A 25,222-nucleotide genomic window follows, 5' to 3' on the forward strand; every position below is an offset into this window, starting at 1 on the left:
GCTACCCCGCGGCGACGACCTTTCCGGCCGTGACCTGAGGGCGGTTCGGGAGCAGCTGCGCGAGGTTGTCCCGTACGAAGTCCGCCGCCCGCTCGACCGATTCCTCGGCACCGGCCCGGTCCTCGAAGACGCTGGTGGAGAGCATCACTCCGTCCCCGGCGTCGACCCAGTAGTACGCGACGAAGCCGGGGACCTGGCGGAGGAGGGGAACGAACCCCTCGTCCACCAGACGTCCGGCCTCGGCCGCGTCGGTCACCCCTTCGTATCGCCGAATGACTGCGTACACAGTTGTTCTCCTCGTGGATCCGGGGTCACCTCGTTCCCGTGCGACGTACCCTCCCCGGGCGCCGCTCGCTCGGGGGGCCGCCGGAAGTGACCCGGATAGGCGCAGGGGTGGAAGGGGCGACGACGGGCCCGGCTGCTGCCTGAGGCCGCGGCTCACGCAAGCGAGGCGATAGCTGCATCAATGCAACAAATAGAGCATGCGGATCAGACAGGGAGAAAGAAATCAGGTGGTGTAGGCGGTCGAATCGAGGGCAGGCGGGCGATGAGCGACTGGGACCGCTCGCACCGCCCGCCTCGTGGCCTCCCCCGACCGCGAGACCGGCGGCCTGCGCAGGGCCCGCACCCACCAGGGTGCGGGCCCTGCGCACGTCTCCTCCCGGCATCCGGAGGCGCACCGGCGCCACCCCTCCGCCTGCGGGCGCCGTAGCGCGCCCGACACCGACGCGCCGATCCCACGAGTCCCCGGCCTCGGGGACCGCGGGGTGAGCCGGCTGCCCGTCTCACCCGGCCCCTCGCGCACGCCGGGGCTACGGCCCTGCGGGCGGGAACGCGAGACCGGTCGGGGTGTGGAGGCCGGTCGACAGGACGGTGATCTGGCCGCCACCCGTCTCCCGGACCCGCACCACCCGGTCGTGGAAGCCGTCGGCGATGTAGAGGCCGCCGCAGCCGTCGAGCGCGAGGCCCAGCGGATCGGAGAGGTCTTCGGTGGCGACCGTCGTCTGACGCCCGCCGTCGGCGGCCACCCTCACCACACGGTTGTTGCCGCTGTCGGCGATGTACAGGTCGCCGGCGGGGTTCAGGGCGAGCCCCGTGGGCTGGGAGAGACCGGCGGTGGGCACGGTCGACTGGCCGCTCCCGTCCGCGGCCACCCTGACCACCCGGTCGTTGACGAAGTCGGAGACGTAGAGGTTGCCCGCCGCGTCGAGGGCGAGCCCCCAGGGATGGAGCAGGCCGGTGGTGGGGACCGTCGTCTGCCCGCCGGACGCGGCGATCTTCACGACCCTGTCGTTGAAGCTGTCGGCGACGAACAGGTCCCCGCCGCGGCCGACGGCGAGCCCCAGCGGGCGCGAGAGCCCATCCGTCGGGACGGTGGACTGGCCGCCGCCGTCCGGGGCCAGGGACACCACCCGGTTGTTGCCGGTGTCCGAGACGTACAGGCGCCCGTCGGCGTCCCACGCCAGGCCGGTCGGCCGAACGAGGCCCTCGAAGGGCGCGGTCGTCCGGCCGCCACCCGCCGGCAGGACGACCACCCGGTTGTCGCCGTAGTCGGACACGTACAGGGACGCTGCGGCATGCGGCCGTCCGGGCCCCGCGTCGGTCGCGCCCGCCGCCCCGGCCGGCAGCGCGTACAGGGCCAGGAGGCCCGCCGCCGTGGCCAGCCGGCGGACCCAGCGGCGTACCGCGGTCCCACCGAGGGACGGCGTGGCCGGCACGCGAAGACCGGCCGTCGTACGTTCCATGACTCACCCACCGCATCGACCGGCCGGCCCGCTGCCGCGCCTGGGCCGAGCTTAGGAAACGGCGTCGGCCGTGACGCGGACCACGCCGTTCACCCGCCGACGGACCACTCCGATGCCCGGATGACCGAGGGGTCCCCGCCGCATGACGAGCGCCCTGCCCGTGCCCCTCGGAGGACCCGGGGCCGCTGTGTCCCCGCGGCCCGGCCGTCGTTGTGAGGGCATGGCATGGCCCCCTCCCCTCTCCTGCGCACCCGCACCCCGGCCCCGCACCGACGGCCCGCGGGTCGCCCGCCGTGCCGGCGGACGGCGACGGCCGTGGCGAAGGCCCCGGGCGTCGCGGCGGGGCGGTAACCGCATGACGCGCGTCGTCGCCGACATCTCGATCTCGCTCGACGGATTCGTCACCGGGCCCGATCCGGGACCCGGGACCACCGGACTCGGCACCGGCGGGGACGCCCTGCACGCATGGGCGTTCTCCGACGGCCCCGACGGCCGGCGGCCGCCGGCCGAGGGGACGGCCCGCTCCGGCGCCGTCGTTCTCGGCCGCCGTCTCTTCGACCTCGTCGACGGGCCGGACGGCTGGGACGACACGACCGGTTACGGGGCCCGGGAGGTCGGCAGACCCGCGTTCGTGGTCGTGACGAGTGCGCCGCCGCAGGCGGTGCGTCTGACCGACCTCTGGACCGGACCTTCGTCACCACCGGTCTGACGGACGCCGTCACCGTGGCGCGCGAGCGCGCCGAGGCGGCGTCGAGGGCCTCGGGCAGGGAGCTCGGCGTCGTTCTCATGGGGGGCGGCGCCACGATCGGCTCCGCCCTGTCGGCCGGGCTGGTCGACGCACTGATGCTGTACCTGGCCCCCGGCGTGCTGGGCGCCGGGACGCCGCTGTTCACCCGGGGACACCCCTCGCACTGACACAGCGGAGCGTGAGGGCGACCTCGACCGCGGCACATCTCACGCACGACGTGCTCTGAACGGCGCGGCGAGGGTCGGCCCCGGCCGTCCGGACCAGGATCACCGACCCCTCGCCGTAACGGGCGAGGCGTCCGGGGCGGGTGGGGCCCCGGAGGCGCCACCCGTTGCTTCGCGCCAGAACAGGGCGCCCCATGAGGCGATTGTTGGCCTGGCACCACCCTGCCCCGCGGCGTCCGGGCTCCTAGCATTCCAGCACCCCCGCCGGTACCGGCGAGGACACGTCGGCGCCACGCTTGGCATGCGCATGATGCTTCAACCGTTGCCGGCTGCACCACCCTTCTGCAGGACCCTTCGGCACGACGGTGCCGCACGGCCCGTTTCGCGATCCGTCCGTACCGCGCTCCGTCCGTACCGAGATCCGCCGCACCACGTCCCGTGACAGGCATCCGCACCCGTGGCGCCCGAACCGCTCCCCCGCCACCAGGCGCCGCCGTGCGCCCGCGCCCCGCCTGGCACCCAAGCTCTGGATGGGAGAACGAACATGAGAGTCCCCCTGCTGGCCGGCGCAGCGAGCGCCGCACTGTTCGCCTCGGCCCTGCCCGCACACGCGGGCCCGTCGTCGATCGTCGACCCGCCCCCGGACCGGATCGTCATCGACATCGCCACCGTGAACGGCTCCGGCTGTCCCCTGGGCACCGCCGCCATCGCCGTGTCCGAGGACAACACCGCCTTCACCGTCACCTACAGCGAGTACCTGGCACAGGTGGGCGGAGACTCCGCCCCCACGGCCGCCCGGAAGAACTGTCAGCTCAGCCTCGTGGTGCACGTCCCCCAGGGCTTCACCTACGCCGTGGCCAGCGCCGACTACCGCGGGTACGCCTCGCTGAGGCCCGGCGCGAGCAGCACGGAGAAGGCCTCGTACTACTTCCAGGGCTCCCCGAGCACCGCCTCGCGCACCCACGCCTTCCGCGGACCCTACGAAGACAACTGGCAGGCCACCGACGACACCGACTGGGCACAGCTCGTCTGGGCCCCGTGCGGAGTGCAACGGAACTTCAACATCAACACCGAGCTCCGCGTCAACGCCGGCACGTCGAACCCGGCCCAGACCAGCTACATGACCATGGACTCCACCGACGGCGACATCAGCACGATCTACCACCTCGCATGGAAGGAGTGCCCCGGACGGTGAGTCCGGACCCTCGGCCTGCCTCGGTGCGGCCGGCCGGGGGTGCCGCCCGGGCGGGGGGATCCCGCCCGGGCACGGGCGCCGGCTCCCGGGCTCGCGCCCGAGGGTCAGATCGCCTCCCGCCCGCTCACCGTCGGCGGCTCCCGCATCCGCGGGCACGATCCACAACGTTGCCTCCCCCAAGGAGAGTTCAGGTCGCGACAGGGCCCTCTTCCCGCGTGTCCCCACCCTTGACGGGCCCTTAACTTACTTCTTAAATCATGGGGGCAAGGAATGAGCCGGGCTTTTCCGACGACGCTCGACATGTCATGGGCATGCCTTGAATGCCCTGGCCTCGGAAAAGCACACCCCTCCCCCCACACCCCGACGGAAGTGAGAGCATGCACTCCTCCCGCCCACCCCGCCGCCGCCTCGGCAAGGGCCTCGCCGCCCTCGCCGGCGCCGCCCTGCTGCTCGGTATCGCCGTCACGTCACCCGGTACCGCCGACGCCCCCGACACCCGCGTCGCCCCCGCGGCCCAGGCCGCCACGGTCACCTTCAACGAGGACTTCGACGGACCCGCAGGCTCCGCCGTCAACAGCGGCCGCTGGCAGATCGAGACGGGCGACAACGTCAACAACCACGAGCGGCAGTACTACACCGCCGGGGCGGCCAACGCCGCCCTGGACGGCCAGGGCCATCTGGTCATCACGGCGCGGCGCGAGAATCCCGGCAACTACCAGTGCTGGTACGGGCGTTGCGAGTACACCTCGGCGCGGCTGAACACCTCCGGCAAGTTCACCGCACAGTACGGTCGGGTCGAGGCCCGCATGAAGGTGCCGCGCGGCCAGGGCATGTGGCCCGCGTTCTGGATGCTCGGCAACGACATCGGTCAGGTCGGATGGCCCAACTCCGGCGAGATCGACGTCATGGAGAACGTGGGATTCGAGCCCTCCACGGTCCACGGCACCCTGCACGGCCCCGGTTACTCGGGCTCCGGTGGCATCGGCGCGGGCTACACGCTGCCGGGAGGCCAGGCGTTCGCCGACGCGTTCCACACCTTCGCCGTCGACTGGGCGCCCGAAAGGATCACCTGGTCCGTGGACGGGACGGTCTACCAGACCCGTACGCCCGCCGATCTGGGCGGCCGCACCTGGGTGTTCAACAAGCCGTTCTTCCTCATCCTCAACCTGGCCGTCGGCGGCTACTGGCCCGGCGACCCGGACGGCTCGACCGCCTTCCCGCAGCAACTCGTCGTGGACCACGTCCGCGTCACCACCGGGGACGCCCCCGGCACCGGCGGCCGCATCACGGGCATCGGCGGGAAGTGCGTGGACGTGGCCGCGGCGAACCCGGCCAACGGCACGCCCATCCAGCTCTACGACTGCAACGGAACCGCGGCCCAGCAGTGGACGGTCGGTTCCGACGGCACGATCCGCGCCCTCGGCAAGTGCCTCGACGCCGCCTCCGGCGGCACGGCGGACGGCACGCTCGTGCAGCTGTGGGACTGCAACGGTACGGGCGCCCAGCGCTGGGCCGTCAGCGGAGCCCGGGACATCGTGAACATCCAGGCGAACAAGTGCCTGGACGCGACGGGCAACAGCTCGGCCAACGGCACGCGGCTCCAGCTGTGGACCTGCAGCGGTGGCGCGAACCAGAAGTGGACGGTCGGCTGACCGGACCCGGCCCCCCTGCGGTGCGCTCCACCCGCTTCGCCCGCACCACCTGCTCCAGTCGCCCGACGCCTCTCGCGGTGGTCACCGAAGTGACCACCGCGAGAGGCGTGTCCGGACCTCCGGCGAGCTCGCCCGCGGCCTCCGGCCCCGACATCGCCCGCGCTCTCGTCCCGGCCCCGCCCGCCCGCGTCCCGGCTCGTCCCGATCACCGGAACGTCGATCATCCGGCCACGGAACGTGAGCCATGTTGGGCACCCGTGACGCCTCGTACACGGCCCCCGGCATGATCTCCGCGGCCCCGATCCAGGCCGTGGCCGACGCGCGTCCCGAGCGGACCCGTGCACGCCTCGAACCGTACAAGCGGGCCGCTGACCAGCACGGATTCTTCTTCTAGCCCGTTCCGGCGGGACGCCGGGACCCCGTTCCTGAAGAGAGTTATTCAGAGGCGATGCCTGTATGCAATTTTTCATACCCTTGCTTACTCGACGGTATATATGTTTACTGACGGCGGCGTTCCGGCCTCAGACACCATGAGGGCAACCCCACGTCCTCGCCGAACAGCCACCCAGTGCGCCACTCCTCCTCGGCGCACCCGGGTGATGGGCACGGTTCTCGAATCGGCTGGACGCCGCGGCGGCCTCGGTCACCCCTTCACCGAGGCCGCCGCGTCCCGACCTCGATCAGAGCTTCTCCACCCCTCGGAAGTGACGAGCATGCCCCAGACCGCCGCCCTCACGCGCAGTCCCGACTGGCCCCTCCAGGTCAAGGCTCCCGGCACGCACGACTGGGAACGCAGCGCCAAACGGTGGCTGAGGGACCTCCTCCCGGCGCGCTACGGCAGCTACGTGACGCTCACGCGCCATCCCGCGCTCCTCGTCCGCCACGTGCAGCTCCAGCTGCAGCACGAGATGCGCGCGGTGCGCGCGGCCCTGCAGACCAGCCGCGTCGAGCTTCCGGCGATCGGCGTGTCCGAGACGCTCATAGAGAACAGCATCCGGATGTACGCGATGGAACTCGAACAGCTGGGACGCCTCTCCCGGGGCGTGCGTCTCGTCTCCGAGGCCCTCCTCGGGCGGGCGCCGGGCGGCCGGCCCCGGTACTGACCGCGCCGGAACGCCGGGCGCCCCGGCCCGTGGGGCACGGACCGAGGCGCGGGGCGGGGCGGGGGATGGCTACGGCCAGATCTCCTTCACCCATTCCGGATGGTCCACGAACGGGTTCCGGTTCTTCTGGATGCCGTAGATCTTGTCGTTGCGCGCCTTCTCGAACGCGTCCGGCGGGTCCTGCTCGTGCCACCGCTTCAGCACCGACAGACGGCCCAGGGACGGCGCGGAGCCGTTGCCGACCCGGTCGTTCGGTTCGAGGTCGGGATGGCCGTCGCCTCCGTCGTACCGGACCCCCATGTACAGGATCATGCGGGCGACGTCGCCCTTGACCGCGTCACGGGGCTCGAACGAGTCCGCGTCGGCCGAGCTGCCCGGGGCCTCGTCGACCGGGTCGCCGCCCTCGTCGAAATCGAGGTTGCCGCGGGCCGCGTTGACGGACACGTCCTCGGGCCGCAGGTGGTGGAGGTCGGTTCCCGGGCCGTTCGCCGTGCCGAAGTCGCCGTGGGACTTGGCCCAGACGTGCTCCCGGTTCCAGTCGTCGGCACCGCCGCCGTTGGACCCCTTGGCCTGCGAGCGGCCCGAATAGAGCAGGACGACGTTCGCCGGATTGTCCGGGTCCTCGTCCGTGGTCTTCAGGGCGTCCCAGACCTCGTCGTACGTCAGGGTCGTCTGATTGCTGATGATCGTGTGCACGGCGGACCTGAGTTCGGCACCGGACTTGCCGAGCGCCCCGTCCCAGTAGGCGTCGTCCAGCGGTGTGGCGGCGCGGCCCGGCGGGTCGGCCGGACCGGACGACGGCGGGCCGCCGGCGGCGAACGCGGCTCCGGGTACGGCGAGGGCGGCGACGGCGGCCAGGGCCAGGACGGACCGCCGCCTGCGGCGGATCCTGCGGTGAGCGGACATGGTGTGGGGGGTGTCCTCTCCTTCTCGGCAGGCACGCGCGAGCGGCGTCGTGCGACGCCCGGCGGACCTGCATCGACGGGGGTGTCATGCTTCAGGGTCATCGAGCTTGTCATGTCCCGCGCATGCAGACATGGACGCGCCGCACCCATCCCGTGGCGACACCGTGAAGGGGTGACCGCCCGTCACACCCCGGGAACCGGACGGGCGGAGTCGCCGTTTCGCCGCCGGACCACCGGCGGACGCGGCCAGGGGGCCCGGGGAGCGGCCACGGGCTCACTACCGGGGGCGGCCCTGCCGGGGGGGGCGACCCTGCCGGGGTGCGCCGTCCGGACGGGACAGCCGTCCGGACGTAAGCTGCGCGACGGCCGAAACCTGGTATGGACCTGACAAGCCCAGAGCCGCTAGCGTGGCGTCCGCGCTCATTGAGAGCGCTCTCAGCGTTTGGCTCCCCCCACACCAGGAGGTCCCGTGAAACGCACCACTCCCCTGCGCGCAGCCGTCGCCGCCTTGCTTCTGACGGTCGGTCTGGGCGCCACCCAGGCCGGCGTGGCGAGCGCCGCGCCGCTTCCGGAGCCCGCCCGTCCGTCCGCGTCGGCCGGACTGCTCGACGCCATGCGGCAGGACCTCGGGCTCACCGCGGCGCAGGCCGAGGAGCGGCTGCGCGCCGAGAAGGCGGCCGTCGAGGTCGAGAAGGCCGCCCGGAAGCGCACGGGTGCCGCCTACGGAGGTTCGTGGTTCGATGCCGCTTCCGGCCGGCTCGTCGTCGCCGTGACCGACCGCGCCGAAGAGGCGGAGGTGCGGGCGCTGGGCGCCGACACCCGGCTCGTCCGGCACAGCGCCGCCGCGCTGGACCGCACCAAGGCCCGCCTGGACAGCCTTCGCGCACCCGCCGGAGTGGCCGGCTGGCACGTCGACCCCAGGAGCAACAGCGTCGTGGTCGACGTCGTACGCGCCGAGCGGGAGACCCCTGCCGTGCGGTCCTTCGTCGACCGGGCCCGGGCCGGCGGTCCCGTCACCGTCGCCGAGACGGCCCAGGCGCCCCGTACGTACGCGGCCGGCACGGTCGGCGGCGACCCGTACTACACCGGCAACGTGCGCTGCTCGATCGGCTTCTCCGTGTACGGCGGCTTCGTGACGGCCGGTCACTGCGCCCAGGCCGGTGCGGCGGTGCGCGGCTGGGACGGCTCCGCGATGGGCACCTTCCAGGGCTCGACGTTCCCCGGCGACGACTACGCGTACGTCTCGATCCACAGCGGCTGGTGGACCGTGCCCGTGGTCCTCGGCTGGGGCACCATCCCCGACCAGCTGGTGCGCGGCTCGGCCGAGGCTCCGGTGGGCGCGTCGATCTGCCGTTCGGGCTCGACCACGCACTGGCACTGCGGCACCGTCCTGGCCAAGAACGAGACGGTCAACTACAGCCAGGGCGCGGTGTACCAGATGACCAAGACCAGCGTCTGCGCCGAGGGCGGTGACTCCGGCGGTTCGTTCCTCAGCGGCGACCAGGCGCAGGGCGTCACCTCCGGCGGGTGGGGCAACTGCTCCTCCGGCGGCGAGACGTGGTTCCAGCCGGTCAACGAGATCCTCGGCCGGTACGGTCTGCGGCTGCACACCGCCTGAGGCGGGCCCTGCGACCGGGTCCTTCCGGGCAGAGGGCCCGGAGGGACCCGCCGTGCGTGCTCCCCGTCAGGTCCCCACGGGCCGGGCGGGGAGCCCGTCCTTCGCGTGACCGGCGCGCCCCGGGCCGGCCACCGGCTACGGGAAGCGCGCGGCGACGGCGATCGGAAGGCGCGCCGCGGTCTCGTCCGCGAGCCGGTCGAACTCCGCGCGCAGGAACGGCGAGGCGAGGCGCGCCAGCCCCTTGAAGCGCAGGGTGGCCCGGTAGGTGAGGCGGGTGACCGCGTCCGACATGGCCACGAACACCATGTCGTCGGTGGTGGCGGCGGTCTTGTTCTCTCCCTCGAAGACCAGCCGGTCGCCGGTTCGGGTCACCAACCGGTAGACGAGTTCGGTCTCGCGCCCACGGAACCGGGAGGTGTTCCGCCAGCGCGCCCCCACCCCGACGGGCCCGTCGCCGATGCGGACGCACTTCACCGTCCCCGGGTCCCATTCCTCCGCGTGGGCGAAGTCCTCCAGATAGGCCACCAGGCCGTCGAGGGGTGCGGCGACGACGACGGTCCGCTCCACGATGATCACCGCAGCGACCTCCAGCTTCCTGCCCCGCGGGGCTCCGGACGAGCCTCGGACACCCCTCCTTCCCGCGGACGGACCTCATCGGATGCACGCGACCGCATCCGCCGGCCGGGCCGCCGCGGAAGAAGGGGAGAAGGACGGCGCACCCACGGGAAGGACGCACGATGAACGACGTGACGGCCGCAGCGAGGGAGTCCGTCTGGGACTACCCGCGGCCCCCGCGCGTGGAGCGCGACACCCGCCGGCTGACGGTCGCGGTGGGAGCCCAGGTGGTGGCGGACACCCGCGCCGGCCTGCGGGTCCTGGAGACCAGCCACCCCCCGGCCTTCTACCTGCCCGTCGAGGACGTGCGCACGGAGTTCCTGCGCCCCGGAGCGGGCCGGTCCCACTGCGAGTGGAAGGGGGCCGCCTCGTACTGGCACGTCGTCGTCGGCGACCTCGTGATCCCCCGGGCGGCGTGGAGCTACGAGGAGCCCCGCGAGGCGTACGCGGCCCTGCGGGGCCGGCTGGCCTTCTACCCGTCCCTGGTGCGCTGCACGGTCGACGACGAGGTGGTGACGGCCCAGGAGGGCGACTTCTACGGAGGGTGGATCACGAGCGGGATCGAGGGACCGTTCAAGGGCGGGCCCGGTACCTGGGGCTGGTGAGCCGGACGGCCCACCGGCGGCACGAGGAGGCAATGATGAGCACGGTCCGAGCAGTCGAGGACGGAGGGGCCGTCGGCGGCCAGGTCGCCGACCTGCACGCGTATCTCAGCTACCGGGACACCGACGCCGGTCTGGCCTGGCTCTCGGCGGCCGGGTTCCGGACCGTACGGCGCGAGGACACGGAGGACGGCGCGCTCACCCATGCCGAGGTGCGGTTCGGGGACGTCGTCCTGATGGTCGGCCGCGCGCACGACGCGTACAGCAGGCCGGCCCTCTACGGCGTCAGCACGGGCAGCGGCCTCTACCTGTGCCTGCCGACGCCGTCCGCGGTCGACCAGTGGTACTTCCGCGCGGTCTCGGCCGGCGGGGTCCCCGTGATCGAGCCCGAGGACACGCACTGGGGCGCCCGCCGCGCCCGGGTACTCGACCCGGAGGGCCACGAGTGGAGCGTGGGGACGTACCGGCCGGGGTGAGACGCCGCGCGTCACCTCGCCGGGGCCCCGATCACCAACACCGCCGTCGACGGGCTGCCCCGCACGGGGCCGGCGTGGCAGGGGGGTGATCGCCTCTACCGCACGGCAGTTCGGCGCCGCCCTCGGGATCGCCGTCGCCGGTGGTCCGGTCACGGGCGTCGGCCCGGCGGGGCTCGCCCACGCGTCCCGTCCGGGCTGGATCCTGGTCACCGCCTGCGGTGGACCGCTCTTCCTCGTGGCCCATGGGTCGCGGCCGAGAGCCGCGACCGGCCGAGAGCCGGCGGCCTCCGCTGCCGCCGGCCCCGAGGGGACAGGCGCCGAAGGCACAATGGGACGGTGAGCTTCGCCGTACACGCCCGCCGCGTCCGTGACGAAGGCCTGAGCCCGGCCCTTCGTGGTGCGGCCCTGGGCAGCGCCGTCGTCCTGTACCGCCCGTTCGGTTTCACCTGGACGCACGCCTACCTGGCCCGGTTCGGGGACACGCGCCGGGACCCACGGGCCATGGTGCGGGCCGTGGACGTGCTGGAGCGCAGCCGGAACGCGCGGAAGGCCGAGTGGGCGGAGTTCTCGCGACGCCGGACCAGGGAGAAGCACGAGACGCACCGCCGCACTCCCTCGGCGGAGGACCGGGCCTGGATGCGGGCTCCGCGCTGGTCGGGCCGCGATCTGCACCACGCCCACCGGGCCATGGTGCTGCGGTGGTCCTGCCTGCCCGTGCCTCCGGCCGCGGAACTGCGCCGTGAGGGGCTGACGGAACTGGACCGGGCCGTGAGCGCCCAGGTCGACGCCTATCTGGCGGCGGACCGGCCGGACCCCGAGGCCTCGGCGGTCATGGGCGGACTTCTTCCCCGGCTGCGCGAGGCCGCGGCGCGGACCCGCGGCTCGCGGTCGAGGAGTCTCCTGGAAGCGCACGCCGACCGGCTCCGGATGACGGCCGAGCTCGTCCACTGGGACCGCCCCCCGGCTGACCTCTGGCCGGCCCCTTAGGGAATTCCGCCGGTTTCCGCAAGCGTTTGTTCTTTCTCTTTCGAGTGAATTCCCTTGCCGCACCGGCGGAATGCCCGCGAGGTTGCCGGCGCCGGAGAAATCCCCCGGCTTCCCGTGCCGCTCCTGCACGGGTGCATCCACCCCGTCCGGACGACGCCTCGAACGGATTTGTCGACAGAGACGGCTTCACGCCCGGCCCTTCGGCCATGGGCAGGCGTCGCCGGCCGCGAGGCGTGGGGCGGGAAACCCGCGCCACGGTCGCCCGGCCCCAGCTCCGTGGCGGTGCGCCCGGTCACGCCGGGGGCGCGGGCGCGGCAGGGGAACCTCTCCGGCCTCGGCCGTGACTCGCCCGGCCGTCCGGCCGAAACCCGGGCCACCAGATCACATCCGATCAGTTGATGCCCTTTTCAGAACACAAATCTGTCACTACGCGAGCGTGAATCGATTGAAGGGAACCTTCCTTTCGTCGAGGTCACACGCGAAACCCCAACTGACTATGCTCCCCACATGTGTTGCGCCGCGCCGCACGGCGAGCGCTCACGAAGACGGTCTCCTCGCGGGTCGCCTTCGAGAGCGTTGACGCATTCGATCGAAATGATGTTCCTTTGGCGCGTCGCACCAGTTCAGTCCGTTCATTCCAGACTGTTTAGGGACAACCTTTATGGTTCGTGCAGGTTCAACCTCCAGAGCCCGGCCTCGTGCGACGGCTCCGGTGTGGCTCATCCCGCCGGGAGTCGTGGCCTGTGCCTTCGCCATGGGGTTGCTCGTCTCGCCGGCGCAGATACGCACACCGATGGCAGGCTGGGCCGCCGTCGCGGTGTCCCTCGCGGCCGTCGGCTCGGCGGTGACCGTACGCCTGTCGCGCTCGGCGGAAGCGGCCCGGCACACCAGGGCGGCGGCCCGGGCTCGCGAGGCCCACGCAGAGCGCGAGGCGGCGCTGCTCGGGCGCCTGGCCGACCAGCGCACGACCACCGTGTGGCTGGCCGAGTCGCTCCTTCCCGCCGCCGTCGCCCGTCTGCAGAAGGGTGACCCCGCGTCGGAGATCCTGCAGTCCGTCTCCTTCGGAGTGCACCTCGACGACGAGTTCGCCGAAGCCCTCCGAGGTGCTCTGCGCACGCTCCTGGAAGCCGTGGAGGCCGAGGAGAGCACGCGGGACTCCTCCCAGCGGGCGCTCGTGGCCGTCGCACGACGGGTCCAGGCGATCGTGCACCAGCTCGCCAAGGACCTCCGGACCATGCAGATCATCCACGGCACGGACCTCGTGCTCTCCCGCGGCCTGCAGGACATCGACCACCGCAACGCGCTCATCGGACGCCTCGCGGCCAGCATCGCGGTCCTGGGCGACGCCCGGCCCGGACGGCAGTGGTCGAAGCCCATTCCGCTCTACGACGTCCTGCGGGGCGCCATGTCGCGCATCGTGGACTACCCCCGGGTGAAGCTGCAGTCCGTCACCGAGGCGGCGGTGATCGGTCCGGGGGCCGAGCCGCTGATCCATCTGCTCGCCGAACTGCTCGACAACGCGACGACGTTCTCGCCGCCGCACACCCCGGTGGAGGTGAGCGCGATCGAGGTGCCCTCCGGCATCGCGATCGAGATCGAGGACCGCGGGGTCGGACTCACGGAGGAGGTCCGCCAGCGCATCGCGCGGGTCATGGCGGACGCGTCCTCGGGCCGCTTCCTGGCGGGCCTGGGCGAGGTGACGCAGCTCGGTCTGCCGGTCGTGAGCAGGCTGGCCCGCGAGCACGGATGCGAAGTGGACCTGCGGACGTCCGCGTACGGAGGCGTGCGGGCCGTCGTCCTCGTGCCCCGGCGCCTGATCACCACGGTGGAGCAACTCGCGGTGAGACCCCCCGAGCCCGCCCGGAGGGGCATCGGCGGACCCGTCCGCCCGCGGCCGGCCCCGGTGGCCGTGAGCGAACCCCCGGTGCGCTCCGGCGAGGTCCCGAAGACCGTCAACGGACTCCCCCGCCGGCGCCGGGAGTCGCCCGTCCCGCCGCCGGTCGTCCGCACGGGCCCCACCCCGTCCGCAACCCCCCTGTCCCGGAGCGCCTCCGGCTCGGCCCACCAGCCGGGACTGATGTGGGAGGCGTTCAACGGTGACAGGACGTCGGGCGCCGAACCCTCCACTCCGTACAGCCAGCCGTCTGATGAGGTCGACTAACATGCAGCCACTGCCCAACATCGACTGGATGCTCAACGAGCTCGTGGGCGGCGTGCCGCACGTGCGGCACGTCGTCGTCCTGTCCTCGGACGGCCTCTGCATCGGCCAGGCCAACACGGCGCCCGACACGGCCGACGCGATCGCCGCCGCTTGCTCCGGGATCCAGAGTCTGGCCAGGGCCATCGCGCAGATGTTCCCGCACGGGGACGGATCGACGCGCATGGTCGGGATCGAGGCCGACGGCGGCTACTTCTCCCTGATGGCGGCCGGCCCCGGCGCGTACCTCGCGGTGCTGGCCGACCAGGAGGTGGACGCCGGACTGCTCGGCGACCGGATGCGCACCCTGGTGGTCCGGATCGGCCGCCACATGACCAGCCCGCCTCGTGAAGACGTCCGGCAGGCGATGTGACCTCGGAGAACCAGTCCCCTTGGGACGAGGGAACTCCCGTACCGCTCTACGTCATCACCGGCGGCACGGGATCCTCGGCCAAGGCCTTCGACCTCGTCACCCTGATCGCGACGAGGTCCGAACCGGAACCCTCGATGCAGCCGGAGCAGGCGGCCATCCTCTCCATGTGCGAGTACCCGCTGTCGGTGGCCGAGGTCTCGGCCTACCTCGGTCTGCCGTTCAGCGTCGTCACGGCGCTGCTGTCGCAGCTCGTCGAGGACGGGCGCGTCGAGGCGATCGCACCCGTGCCCGTCGCGGCCTGTCCCGACCGCGGCCTGTTGGAGGCGGTGATTCATGGACTACGCAAGCTCTGAAGGATTCCGGAGCGGGCCACGCGACACCGACGTGCTGCTGCCCCTCGGAGCCCGGGGCGTGAAGGTCGTGGTCGTCGGCGGCTTCGGAGTCGGCAAGACGACCATGGTCGGCACGGTCAGCGAGATCCCTCCCCTCACCACCGAGGAGACGATGACGCAGGCCGGCGTCGGGATCGACCACAATCCCGGCGCGGCCGGCAAGAACACGACCACCGTCGCCATGGACTTCGGCCGGATCAGCATCAACCACGAGTTGATCCTGTACCTGTTCGGGACCCCGGGGCAGGAGCGCTTCTGGTTCCTGTGGAACGGGATCTTCGAAGGCGCGCTCGGGGCCGTGGTCCTCGTCGACACCCGCAGGATCGAGGTCTGCTTCGAGGTCGTCACCCGCCTCGAGGACCGGCGCGTCCCGTTCATCGTGGCCGTCAACGCCTTCCCCGAGGCACCGCAGTACTCCGTAGAAGAATTGCGCACGGCTCTGGCCCTCAGCGACTCGGTCCCCCTCGTCACCTGTGACGCACGGGACCGGGCGTCCTGCCGCGACACCCTGCTCTCGCTGATGGTCTACCTGTGCACCCTCGCCGCCCAGGAGAGCGTATGACCCTGCCGCACCCCGACCACATCACGGAGAACTCCGGCCTGCTCCCACCGCCGGGCTGCCCGGCCCACGCGGCCACCGGGCCCGGCGGGGCGGTCCGGCTCTTCGGCCCCGACGCGGAGACCGACCCCATGGGCCTGTACGAGGACCTGCGTGCCGCCCACGGGCCGGTGGCGCCCGTCCTGCTCGACGGCGACGTACGCGCCTGGCTCGTCCTCGGCTACCTGGAGAACCGCGACGTGGCGACGCGTTCCACCCAGTTCTCCCGCGATCCCCGGATCTGGCACGGCTGGAGCAGCGGGGAGATCGACCCGGCCACCTCCCCGCTCATGCCCATGATCGGCTGGCGTCCGGACTGCGTCTGCGCGGACGGCGAGGAGCACCAGCGCCTGCGCAGTGCGGTGACCGCCTCGCTGGACCAGTTCGACCACCGTGGCCTGCGGCGCCAGATCAACCGCTTCGCCCACCAGTTGATCGACTCGTTCTGCGAGAGCGGCGAGGCCGAACTCGTCGGAGCGTTCACCGAGCACCTGCCCATGCTCACCCTGACGCACCTGCTCGGCATGTCCGACGAGGGGACCCCCCGGCTCGTGCACGCCGCGCGTGACCTCTTCAAGGCCACCGAGACCTCGCTCGCCAGCAACGAGATCGTGGTGGAGAGCCTCGAACAGCTCGTCCGGGCGAAGCACGTGCGGCCGGGCCAGGACATCGCCTCCGCGCTGCTCGCCCACCCCGCCGGGCTCACGGACGAGGAGGTCGTGCAGCACCTGCGGCTCGTCCTGCTCGCCGGGTACGAGACCACCGCCAACCTCATGTCCAACGTCCTGCGGATGGTGGTCACCGACCCCCGGTTCCGCGGGTCGCTCGCCGGTGGCCAGATGACCCTGCCCGAGGCCGTCGAGCAGGTCCTGTGGGACGAGCCCCCGCTGATGGTGTGCCCGTCCCGCTACGCCAAGGGGGACACGACCCTCGGCGGGCAGTTCATCAGGGAGGGGGACATGCTCCTCCTGGGCCTGGCCGCGGGCAACGTCGACAAGGCCATCCGGCCGGACCCCTCGACGCCGGTCCACCACAACCGCGCCCACCTGTCCTTCAGCGCCGGCAGCCACGAGTGCCCCGGCCAGGACATCGGCCGCATCATCGCCGACACGGGCATCGACATCCTGCTGACCCGGCTGCCCGACATCGCCCTGGGCGTCCCCGAGGGGGAACTCACCTGGCGCTCGTCCACCTGGGCCCGTCATCTCACGGCCCTGCCCGTGACGTTCGCCGCGCGTCCCCCGCGGAACCAGCAGGTGCCGGTTCCCCTCCCGGCGCCGCCGCCGCGGAGCGGTCCGGCCTTCTCCACGCCGCCGGCGCCGGTGGACGCGCCCGTGCCGGGAACCGCGCCCGAGTCCCACCGGCGGCCCGGCGTCGGGCCCTCGTGGTGGGCGCGCCTGCTACGGCGCCTGCTCGGGCGGTAGTTCCCCCGGTTCCCCCGGCTCCCTCAAGGCTGGGCGTCGGCGCCCAGCCCCACGGCCGATGGGGACACCGGTGAGAAGGTTTCGGTGTCCCCTCGGTGGCCCCGTTCGGGCGGCGGGTCCGCGGAGACGTACCGCGGGGCCCCTGTGTACCAGGCGTAGAGGCCCGACAGAAAGCTGCAGGCGCCGTCGAGCCACGCCTCCAGCTCGGCCCTCTCCTCGTGCTGCAACCGGGAGCGCCCGTCCAGCAGCACGGACTCGTCCCGTCGGAGCTGCTCGAAGTCACGCATGCGGGTGTTCACCAGGTGGACGGCGGCGGGGACGGCCTCCCGGAGGGGGATGCCCAGCGACGTCGCGATCACCACGACGAGGTTGTTGACGTCGCGTTCCTCGTTCACCTCGCGTTCGTAGGAGGCGATGTCGTTCGCCAGCCCCATGACGTCCATGAACGCGGCCAGTAATCCACGCATCGTCCGACCGTTCCGGATTCGCTCGGGTATACGTGCGCCGGTCGAGAGTTCGACGGAATAGGGGGCGGTGTGAGCGGCGAAGCTCTCGCGCCGGAAGGGCGCGTAGTCGATGAGATGGGGAACACGACCGGAACGGCTGTTGGCCAATTCCTCGACGCCGGCGTCGATGTACCTCGCCACCGCCCGGTTGAACTCCTGGCGCCAGTGCGCCAGTCGCGGAGGAAACAACTGCTGCTGGAGGTCGGCGATGCCGCGTTCGACGGCGTTCACCGGTTCCGGCAGAGGTGTGCCCGCCTCCGGATGCAGAAAGGCGTGGAGCCGGGCGGTGAATGCGAGCGCACCGCGGAGGTCGCCGGTCCGTTTGAAGGCCGACGCGAAGTAGTCGTCCCATGCCAGGGCCCAGATGTTGAAGCGGTGATTGAGCCGGAGATCGGCCGGCGACGCGTCGGGAAGGGTCCAGGCGGTGAGTTGGTCGACCGTCATGGCCTGAAACTGTCGCCGGGTCCATATCGCCTGGCCCGACGGGCGTTCTTCGTCGCCGTTCACCATGCCCATTTCGCGCGCCCAGATCTCGCTCTCCGCGCGCAGTCCCGGCAAGTGCGGATTCACCCGCAGAGGATGAGGCATCCACAGTTCTGGGAGCTCGACGGCATGCGTGGTCATGGTCACTCCATCTCCCTCGAAGTACAGGGCGGGCCGCGGCTCCTCCGTCCCCTCCGAGTCGACTGCCGGTTCGACGCCAGGGCAGCCTTACCCGCGCCACGCCACGGACGGCCGGAAATGCCCCCCAGGGCGCCGCTCCAAACCTGCCCCCGTGGCGCGTTCGGCAACCCCGGCTTCGGCGGGAAGTGACACCCGACCGGGCGCCAGACCGCATACTCCCGGCGCGTGAACGGTCGGCCCGGCGCGTGAACGGTCGGCTCGGCGGAGTCCGGCGTACCACCTCGGGGCCGGGGAGCCCCCGGCTGTGGCGTGTCCGCGCGGCAGACGGAGCCGCCTTCACGGACCGCTCGGCGCACCGGCCCGCTGCCCCCGGACCACGCCTGGAGGGATGCCGGTGGCCGGGTCCGTCGCCCGCGACCGGCCGTCAGGTCGCTACGCGGTCGAAACGAAGCCGTACGGAGCGCCCTCGGTCGCCGCCCGGAAATCCGGTCCGGTCATGCCGGACCGCGGAGAGGGCGGAAACGCGGACGGCACCCCCTGGGGGCGCAGATCCCTGGGGGCGACGTCGTCATCCGCCCCGACGACCTGCGGCCTGGAGCCGCGGCACTCCGCCCGCCTGCTGCGGGGCGACCCGTGCGGAGGCATGAACCAGCTGTGCGCCCGCGCAGCCCCCGGGGGGTGACCCTCGGCCCAGACCGCCCTCTCGGCCACGAAGTGCACCTCCCGGCCGACCCCGGCCGCACGGCCCACGCCTGATGCTGGGGCGTACCGCCCCTGGCTGCCGCCAGGACGACGCAGCCACGGGGCCGCCTCGCCCGGCGGAGGCCGGTCCGGGGGCGCCGCCCTCGGACCGAGCCCGGGGGCTGGGGTCATTCGGGGCGGCTGAAGCGGTGCGCGGCCCAGAGCAGGGCAGCGACCCCGGTCACCAGGAGGACCGCGGCTTCGAGGGGCAGCGCGGGCTGCCGGCCGAACCACTCGATGCCCGCCACGGGCGCCTGTTCGGGGACCCGGAGCGCGATGGAACGGCGCAGCAGGTCCACGCCGTAGGCGAGCGGATTGCCCGCCGCCAGTGCACGGGCCCAGCCCGGCAGGCCTTCGAGCGGGAAGAAGCCGCCCGAGAGGAACAGCAGCGGCATCATCACCAGGCCGAGCAGCATGTGGAACAGCTCGGCGCGGCCGAGGCTCACGGCCAGGGCGAGCGACAACGCCGTGATGGCGAACGAGGCCAGGATCATGCCGGCGAGCAGCAGCGCCAGCAGAAGCGGGTCGTACGGCAGGCCGACCGCTCCGGCGAGGGCGAGAAGTACGGCGCCCTGGACCGCGGCGACCGCGGTGCCGCCGGCACAGCTGCCCAGGAGCAGGGTGGTGCGGCGCACCGGGGCCATCAGCAGTTCCCGCAGGTAGCCGCTCTGCCGGTCGGTGATGAGGCGGATGCCGACCATGATGGCGGGCGTCTGGACCGTCATCATCAGCATGCCGGGGAACAGATAGGTCTGGTAGCCGACGCCCAGCGCGGAGGTGGGGATCAGGGCGGCCAGGCCGCCTCCGAGGACGAAGAGGTAGAGCACGGGCTGGATCAGCATCAGTGCGGTGTGGGCGGGCTGGGACGACAGGCGCAGCAGATCGCGGTGGACCAGTGCGTGGATCGCGCGCAGCTCACGGCGCAGGCGGGCGGGCGGCGTCGGATCCGGGGCGTCGGAAACGCCCGGGGTGCCGGGGGCCGCCCAGGGCCGGGGGGCCGGTGTCGTCACAGGCCCCCCTCGGTCGCCGCCGTCATTCCGTTCGCTTCCGCGGGCACCTGGTCGGTACGTGCGGTGTGGATGCTGCGGCCGGTGTGGTGGAAGAAGACGTCGTCCAGCGTCGGCGGGGTCGCGGAGGCCGCGCGCACGGGGATGCCGTGGGCTTGCAGGGCCGCGCACAGGCGGGGGATCCAGGAGCTGCCGTCGGGCACGCGCAGGCTGATCCCCTCGCTGTCCAGCGCCGTGACGGTGCCCGGCGGGGCGGTGCGGCGTACGACGTGCTGCGCGGCCGGGTCGTCCCCGGTGCGCAGGACCACCCGGTCGTCACCGATGGCGGCCTTCAGGGCGAAGGGGGTGCCCTGGGCCACCAGACGGCCGGCGTCGATGATGGCGAGGCGATCGCAGTTCTCCGCCTCCTCCAGATAGTGGGTGGTGACGAAGAGCGTGGTGCCCTGCCGGTCGCGCAGCGCGCGCAGATGCTCCCAGACCTGGGCGCGGGCGTGGGGGTCGAGTCCGGTGGTCGGCTCGTCGAGGAACAGGACCCGCGGTGCGTGCAGCAGGCCGCGGGCGAGCTCCAGGCGGCGCCGCATGCCGCCGGACAGGGTGCGGACCGGGGAGCGGCGCCGGTCGGTCAGCCCGACCGCCTCGAGCGTCTCACCGGCGCGCCGGCGGGCGTCGCGGCGGCTCATGCCGTAGAGGCGGGCGTGGATGTGCAGGTTCTGTTCGGCCGTCAGGTCCGGGTCCACCGCGCTGTGCTGGAAGAGCATCCCGACCCGTCGGCGTACCTGGTCCGGTCGGCTGAGCACGTCGGCGCCCGCGACCGTGGCCTGTCCGGCGGTGGGCCGGGCGAGGGCGCACAGGAGGGCGATGGTGGTGGACTTCCCGGCGCCGTTGGGGCCGAGGAAGGCGAAGGTCTCGCCCTGGAGCACGTCGAGGTCCAGGCCCCGGACGGCGTGGGTGAGGGTGCCGTCCGGGCCGGGGAAGCTCTTGACGAGACCGCGGGTGCTGATGGCGTACGCCGGCTCGGTGGCGGACCGCGTGGCGTCCGGGCTCGTGGTGGCCGCTGTCAGGAGGGCGGCCTGAGCGGGGGCGTCGTCACCGGCGGGTGGCTGCATGGGCGGTTCCTCGTCTGCGGGTGGTCGTCCGCGGGCACGGCGTGCGCCGGCGCGGGGCGAACGGCGTGGCTCGGGGCACCGAGGCGGCCGTGGGGCAGTGGTGCTGTGCGGCGGCGGGCCTCCGCCGTGGCCGGCGGGCCGGCGGAGGGCTTCGGGCATCCGGGGCCGGGTGGGCGGCGGGCCGGCGGAGGGCTTCGGGCATCCGGGCCGGGGCGGGGGCCTCCGTTCCGGCCGGTGGCCGCCGGGAGGGCGGTCACCGGCCGGAGGAGGAGCCCCTTCGTCTCGCCCCGCCGGGTGTCGAGGAGGGGGCACCGAAGTGTCCCGTCCTCCGGGGGGAAGCCGGTGCGCGGCGTACCGTCGACGAACCGGTCGTCATGCGTCCGCCGAGCACCGGCGAAGGGGCTTGCCGTCCGGTCAGGCGCAGCTGACGCCGATACAGACGGTGTTGAGCAGCGTCAGCAGGCCGACGCACTCGCAGGTCGCGGCGAACGCCGCTCCGTCGGCGCCGACCGGGTCGGTCTCCGGAAGGGCGTGCAGGTGAGCCAGCAGTTCGAGGTCGCGGTTCTCCATGGCTTTCTCCTTCTCTCTGAGATGGCGGCAGGTTCCCTGCCGCTCAACCCGGCTGCTCGGTCAACCAGAGCCGGGGGTCTGTGTGGTGGGTCCGCAGGAGGAACGCCAGGATTCCTGCGGACCCGTCGCTCCAGCTCGTCGAGACGTCCCCGTATTCGTTGGGGAAGACGACGTGACTGTGGCGGTGGGCCCGTTCGGAGACGATGAGACGGGCCAGGTCCTCGGCCATCGCGCGGTAGGCGGGATCTCCCGTGGCCGCGGCCATGTCGAGGAGGAAGTCGCCGTTGCCGGCGAGTCCGTGGCACTGGGTGAGGGCGGCGCGGGAGGCGCGCTCCACGACGGCCCGTGCGGCGCCGCGGGCGAGATCGGCGTACCGGTCGTCCCCGGCGGTCTGCCAGAGCCGGAGCAGGAAGGTGCCGATGCCGGCCGAGCCGTGGCACCAGTACGGGGCCGTGGGGACGTCGCCGGACTGCGCGGGCCACTGGGCCGCCTGGCCGACCGTCACGGCGTCGGCCACCAGTTCCTCGCCGGCCGCCACGGCCAGGTCCAGGTATTCCTTGCGGTTCGCGACGGCCGCGGCGGCGAGGAGGAAGCACCCGATGCCCGACGTGCCGTGCGCGAAGCCCAGATAGCGTTTGCCCGCTTCCTTGGCGACGGCTTCCGCGGGGACCGGCCAGCTCACCCCGGACGGCTCGGGCCGGGCGGCGGCGGCCAGCCGGTCGGCCGCGGCGACGACGAGTTCGGCGAACCGCGGGTCACCCGTGCGCTGCCACAGGTGGGCGGCGGCCAGTCCGCTGCCCGCGACGCCGTGGGTGATGTCGTGGTGGGGCGTCGGCTCCTGCGGGGCCAGGGCCAGCGCCGACGCGTGGTCCATGAGCGCGCGGTCGGCGACGGCGCGTCCGGCGTCGTACAGCGCCCAGGCGGTTCCCCTGCCGCCGAAGTGCAGGCCGGGCCGGGTGGACCGGGTGTCCGTGCGGGCCGCGATCCAGTGGCCCGCGGTGGCGATCCGCTCGGGGAGGCGTGGATCGCCGGTGAGCTCGAAGTACCGGGTCAGGACCGCCAGGACGCCGGCCGCGCCCTGCTGGACGGTACAGGGGTCGGTCTCCCCCGCCGTGGTGGACACCGGCCACAGGCGCCGGTCGTCCTGCGGCGTCATCGAAGCGAGGAGGTGGTCGACGATGCCCTCGATCGCGAGCGGCGTCGCGTCCGGTCCCCGGTCCTTCGGGACGGGCCGGGCGTCGTGGTGCTCCGCGTGCTCCCGCCCGGTCGCGCGGAGGGCCGTGCGCGCCCTGGCCGGGTCCCAGCGGTCGCCGGGGTCGTCCCTCATCAGCCCGAGGATCGTCTCGGGCAGGCCGTCCGGCAGGCGGAGCGTCGCCTCGCAGGCCGCCAGCCAGTCGGCGAGCCGCTCCTCGGCGGGGCGTGCGGCGGGCTCCTCGGGGAGCAGGTTGGGTACCTTCCCCGTGAGCGCGAAGCACAGGGTGGCGCCGAGGCTGTAGTAGTCGGCCGTCGGTGAGACGGGGGCGCCGGCCAGGCGCTCGGGGGCGCTGAAGCCGGGGGTCCCCACCGTGGTCGGAAGGGCGTCGTCGTCCTCGAGGACGGCGAGTTCCAGGTCGATCAGGCGCAGTTCGCCGTCCGGGCCGACCATGATGTTGCCGGGTGTGAAGTCCCGGAGGACACAGCCGCGGGCATGGGCCGCGGCGACCAGGTCCACCAGGCGCCCGGTCAGCGGGAGGGCTTCGGCGGCGTAGCGCTCGCTGCCGACGTCGCGGAACCGCTCGGCGACCCAGTTGCGCAGGGGGATGCCGGGCACCTCCTCCTGGGCCAGGAACAGGTGCCCCCCGTGCTCGAACATCGCGAGGGGCTCCGGCGCCAGGCCCGTTCCCCTGAGGTTCTCCAGCGTCCGGGCCTCGGCGCGGAGCCAGTCGCGTACGTCGCTGCCGAAGGCGTCCGCCTCCACGTGGGGCCGGGCCTCCTTGATGACGACGGGTGCGCCCGTGGTGACGTCCGTGCCCCGGTAGACGCCGCCCTTGTTCGTGTGGCGGATCGCCTCCCGTACCGAGAAGCGGCCGCCGAGCAGCACCGGGGAGCTCGCCGCCTGTTCCGTGCGCGGCGGGGCCGGCACCGAGGCGGGGAAGGGGCTGACCGCCCAGGGCGGCGGAGCGTACCGGCCGGTGCGTACGTCCTCCACAAGATTGCCGTCCGGGTCCTCGATGACCCACACCAGCAGACCTTCGTCCGACAGCTGCCGCCGGCCGACGAAGGCGCCGTAGCGGTAGTGCACCAGGCTGTTCGCGGCGTAGGGCTGGTCCGACAGGATCCGGGGGCCGGCGAGCCCTGCCGTGGCCCGGTGCAGGTCCGCCGCGATGCGGGCCGCGTCGGCGTCGGAGCCGGGATAGACGGTGATGAACTTGCCCGAGCTGCCTCGCGGGGTGGCACGGGAGTTGAGCGCGCTCACCTTCTCCAGGGACCGGGCGAACTTGAACACCGCCTCTTCCCGCAGGAGTACGTCCAGGGCCTTCGCGAGCACGGCCGGCGCGGAGGCGGTCGTCGCCGAGACGTGCAGCTTCCAGCCCTGCTTGCGGCGGGTCGCCGACAGGGGGGTGAGGCGGCACCACATCTCGTCCGCGTCGGTGGTCCAACGCGCGCCGGCACCCGTGGCGTCCAGCGCCCGGCGGAGCAGATCTTCGAGGTCGACTTCGGTTGCGTGGCTCGTCATGCCTGTCCCTCTCAACGGCGAGGACCGCTGGTTGGAATATGCCTTCGGTAAGGAGAACGTATAGCCCCGGGGCCGTCGGACAACACACGATCCGAAGAGCGCACGGTGTCATCAAGGCGCCGAAGGTTGCTCACCGGCGCAGAAAGGAGGCACACGGGAGCGTTGGGCGTGAAAAATCCCCCGCGCGCCCTCCGGACGTGTAACGGAAGTGACTGTGGAGAAGGAAAGGAGCCAGGCTTCTTCGCACCCGTTCCCCTGGTTCCTGCGGATATCGAATCCACGCGAACGCCATCGACGGACTGGCTCCGGATTTCCGGCAGAGCTTTCCCTGCAGGCCTTCATTGACGACGGAGATCAGTCCGTATGCGACTCCCCCAACGACCGTTCCCCGTTTTCCGATTCGATCACCGCATTCCCTACGGAAAACGGTCGATGCCGCGTGAACGCTCTCGGCTCGGCGCTTCCGCCCTAAAGCTTTCCTGCTGTCGACCCATCGGTAAAGAGCTCGATTCCGCCACGCCGTCAACCTGCTACGGAACGTGACCCGATCCGTAGCCCCGATTCGCGATCAGCCCCCTGAGCTGCACCCCACCCCAGCTATTCAATCGTCAACGATTCCCGGCCGGCCACCCGGAATCGGCTCAAAAACAGACCCGGCGCTTTCCGGACGGATCATTTCAGGAACGGCCGGGAATTACCGGACGGTAGGCTTCACGTCGGCGTGAGGCCCCCGCCTCGCGCCCCGGTCGGGGCTTTCGGGAAGCCCTCCCGTTCGATCGCGGTTGTCCCGCCCGGGTGGCGGCCTCGTGGCCGCGGCCCGGGCCCGGGCATCACGGCGCTCCTCAACGGTGCAGAAGCCAGGTCGTGATCGCCTCGGTGGCGCCGCTCGCCGCCGCGAGGCCGATGAGCCGCACAGCGGCGAGCAGCCGACGGCGCGTGCGCCGTCGAGCGGTCCGGACCTCGGACGCAAGGGATTCGGTGGACATGGCGTCTCCTCGGCAGAGGTGTCCAGCCGCTTGGACGAGGCCGGACGAGGCCTCCAGGACATGACTTCCGAGGGGTTTCCGACCAAGGGACTGACGGCTGACGGCGCGCCAATTAGCCTCGTGGAAGGGCTGGTCGCCGACTTTCCGGCGCCGGTCCGGGCCGGAAGCGCCG

Annotated in this window: 23 protein-coding genes and 1 pseudogene; 14 read left to right on the plus strand and 10 right to left on the minus strand. The window is 72.6% G+C overall.

Annotation, left to right across the window (positions count from 1 at the left end; translation table 11 throughout):
• Position 1: 1 nt before the first annotated feature.
• Together ACGF1Z_RS00930 and ACGF1Z_RS00935 are read right to left on the minus strand one after the other, a co-directional pair.
• Positions 2–286: a hypothetical protein gene (locus tag ACGF1Z_RS00930; protein WP_392998470.1), complete on the minus strand. Its 285-nt coding sequence runs from the start codon at positions 284–286 to the stop codon at positions 2–4.
• Positions 287–812: 526 nt separating this feature from the next.
• Entirely contained in the window at positions 813–1,745 is a 933-nt protein-coding gene (locus ACGF1Z_RS00935; RefSeq protein WP_392998472.1) for a hypothetical protein, read from the minus strand.
• Positions 1,746–2,100: 355 nt separating this feature from the next.
• On the opposite strand from ACGF1Z_RS00935, the pseudogene ACGF1Z_RS00940 reads away from it, so the two are divergent.
• From ACGF1Z_RS00940 to ACGF1Z_RS00960, 5 genes and pseudogenes are all read left to right on the plus strand, one after another.
• Positions 2,101–2,719, plus strand: a pseudogene (locus ACGF1Z_RS00940) (dihydrofolate reductase family protein).
• A 482-nt stretch (positions 2,720–3,201) separates the two neighbouring features.
• Entirely contained in the window at positions 3,202–3,852 is a 651-nt protein-coding gene (locus ACGF1Z_RS00945; protein ID WP_392998474.1) for a DUF4360 domain-containing protein, read from the plus strand.
• 377 nt (positions 3,853–4,229) lie between these two features.
• Complete coding sequence (locus ACGF1Z_RS00950) at positions 4,230–5,504, plus strand: ricin-type beta-trefoil lectin domain protein (RefSeq protein ID WP_392998476.1); 1,275 nt, start codon at positions 4,230–4,232, stop codon at positions 5,502–5,504.
• Between the two features lie 244 nt (positions 5,505–5,748).
• Positions 5,749–5,898, plus strand: a complete 150-nt coding sequence (locus ACGF1Z_RS00955) for a hypothetical protein (protein WP_392998478.1) — start codon at positions 5,749–5,751, stop codon at positions 5,896–5,898.
• 319 nt (positions 5,899–6,217) lie between these two features.
• Positions 6,218–6,607, plus strand: coding sequence for a hypothetical protein (locus ACGF1Z_RS00960; RefSeq protein ID WP_392998480.1), 390 nt, complete (start codon positions 6,218–6,220; stop codon positions 6,605–6,607).
• 69 nt (positions 6,608–6,676) lie between these two features.
• On the opposite strand, the gene ACGF1Z_RS00965 is transcribed toward ACGF1Z_RS00960, so the two are convergent.
• Positions 6,677–7,513, minus strand: a complete 837-nt coding sequence (locus ACGF1Z_RS00965) for an endonuclease I family protein (RefSeq protein ID WP_392998482.1) — start codon at positions 7,511–7,513, stop codon at positions 6,677–6,679.
• Positions 7,514–7,981: 468 nt separating this feature from the next.
• On the opposite strand from ACGF1Z_RS00965, the gene ACGF1Z_RS00970 reads away from it, so the two are divergent.
• Entirely contained in the window at positions 7,982–9,130 is a 1,149-nt protein-coding gene (locus ACGF1Z_RS00970; protein WP_392998484.1) for a S1 family peptidase, read from the plus strand.
• 135 nt (positions 9,131–9,265) lie between these two features.
• Here the strand turns inward: ACGF1Z_RS00970 and ACGF1Z_RS00975 are convergent, their stop codons facing one another.
• Positions 9,266–9,706, minus strand: a complete 441-nt coding sequence (locus ACGF1Z_RS00975) for an SRPBCC family protein (protein WP_392998486.1) — start codon at positions 9,704–9,706, stop codon at positions 9,266–9,268.
• Positions 9,707–9,867: 161 nt separating this feature from the next.
• Here ACGF1Z_RS00975 and ACGF1Z_RS00980 point away from each other — a divergent pair, with 161 nt between their 5' ends.
• The 8 genes from ACGF1Z_RS00980 to ACGF1Z_RS01015 all read left to right on the plus strand — a co-directional run bounded on the left by ACGF1Z_RS00980 (position 9,868) and on the right by ACGF1Z_RS01015 (position 16,794).
• A complete protein-coding gene (locus tag ACGF1Z_RS00980) occupies positions 9,868–10,350 on the plus strand; it encodes a DUF427 domain-containing protein (protein WP_392998488.1) in 483 nt (160 codons plus the stop codon).
• Positions 10,351–10,385: 35 nt separating this feature from the next.
• Entirely contained in the window at positions 10,386–10,823 is a 438-nt protein-coding gene (locus ACGF1Z_RS00985) for a VOC family protein (RefSeq protein ID WP_392998490.1), read from the plus strand.
• Between the two features lie 336 nt (positions 10,824–11,159).
• Positions 11,160–11,810 (plus strand): hypothetical protein, encoded by a 651-nt coding sequence (locus tag ACGF1Z_RS00990; RefSeq protein WP_392998492.1) that lies wholly within the window; start codon positions 11,160–11,162, stop codon positions 11,808–11,810.
• Positions 11,811–12,603: 793 nt separating this feature from the next.
• Positions 12,604–13,971: an ATP-binding protein gene (locus tag ACGF1Z_RS00995; protein WP_392998494.1), complete on the plus strand. Its 1,368-nt coding sequence runs from the start codon at positions 12,604–12,606 to the stop codon at positions 13,969–13,971.
• 1 nt (position 13,972) lies between these two features.
• The gene (locus ACGF1Z_RS01000; RefSeq protein ID WP_376633796.1) at positions 13,973–14,380 is read left to right on the plus strand and encodes a roadblock/LC7 domain-containing protein; all 408 of its coding nucleotides are present in this window, start codon (positions 13,973–13,975) and stop codon (positions 14,378–14,380) included.
• A complete protein-coding gene (locus tag ACGF1Z_RS01005; protein WP_392998496.1) occupies positions 14,377–14,733 on the plus strand; it encodes a DUF742 domain-containing protein in 357 nt (118 codons plus the stop codon). Before ACGF1Z_RS01000 ends, ACGF1Z_RS01005 begins: the two co-directional genes overlap by 4 nt.
• Positions 14,714–15,334 (plus strand): ATP/GTP-binding protein, encoded by a 621-nt coding sequence (locus ACGF1Z_RS01010; RefSeq protein ID WP_392998498.1) that lies wholly within the window; start codon positions 14,714–14,716, stop codon positions 15,332–15,334. The genes ACGF1Z_RS01005 and ACGF1Z_RS01010 overlap by 20 nt, the downstream gene beginning before the upstream one ends.
• The gene (locus ACGF1Z_RS01015) at positions 15,331–16,794 is read left to right on the plus strand and encodes a cytochrome P450 (protein ID WP_392998500.1); all 1,464 of its coding nucleotides are present in this window, start codon (positions 15,331–15,333) and stop codon (positions 16,792–16,794) included. Before ACGF1Z_RS01010 ends, ACGF1Z_RS01015 begins: the two co-directional genes overlap by 4 nt.
• A 23-nt stretch (positions 16,795–16,817) precedes the next feature.
• On the opposite strand, the gene ACGF1Z_RS01020 is transcribed toward ACGF1Z_RS01015, so the two are convergent.
• The 6 genes from ACGF1Z_RS01020 to ACGF1Z_RS01045 form a co-directional block, all read right to left on the minus strand.
• The gene (locus ACGF1Z_RS01020; protein WP_392998502.1) at positions 16,818–17,924 is read right to left on the minus strand and encodes a hypothetical protein; all 1,107 of its coding nucleotides are present in this window, start codon (positions 17,922–17,924) and stop codon (positions 16,818–16,820) included.
• 869 nt (positions 17,925–18,793) lie between these two features.
• A complete protein-coding gene (locus tag ACGF1Z_RS01025) occupies positions 18,794–19,591 on the minus strand; it encodes an ABC transporter permease (protein ID WP_393000253.1) in 798 nt (265 codons plus the stop codon).
• A gap of 80 nt (positions 19,592–19,671) precedes the next feature.
• The gene (locus tag ACGF1Z_RS01030) at positions 19,672–20,778 is read right to left on the minus strand and encodes an ATP-binding cassette domain-containing protein (protein WP_392998504.1); all 1,107 of its coding nucleotides are present in this window, start codon (positions 20,776–20,778) and stop codon (positions 19,672–19,674) included.
• 414 nt (positions 20,779–21,192) lie between these two features.
• Complete coding sequence (locus ACGF1Z_RS01035) at positions 21,193–21,348, minus strand: VenA family class IV lanthipeptide (protein WP_376633781.1); 156 nt, start codon at positions 21,346–21,348, stop codon at positions 21,193–21,195.
• Between the two features lie 43 nt (positions 21,349–21,391).
• Positions 21,392–24,064, minus strand: a complete 2,673-nt coding sequence (gene lanL, locus ACGF1Z_RS01040; RefSeq protein ID WP_392998507.1) for a class IV lanthionine synthetase LanL — start codon at positions 24,062–24,064, stop codon at positions 21,392–21,394.
• 842 nt (positions 24,065–24,906) lie between these two features.
• On the minus strand, positions 24,907–25,050 hold the full coding sequence (locus ACGF1Z_RS01045) for a hypothetical protein (protein ID WP_392998509.1): 144 nt from the start codon (positions 25,048–25,050) through the stop codon (positions 24,907–24,909).
• Positions 25,051–25,222: the final 172 nt, after the last annotated feature.

Origin of the sequence: Streptomyces sp. NPDC048018, assembly GCF_043202995.1 — a bacterium.
Lineage (GTDB): Bacteria > Actinomycetota > Actinomycetes > Streptomycetales > Streptomycetaceae > Streptomyces.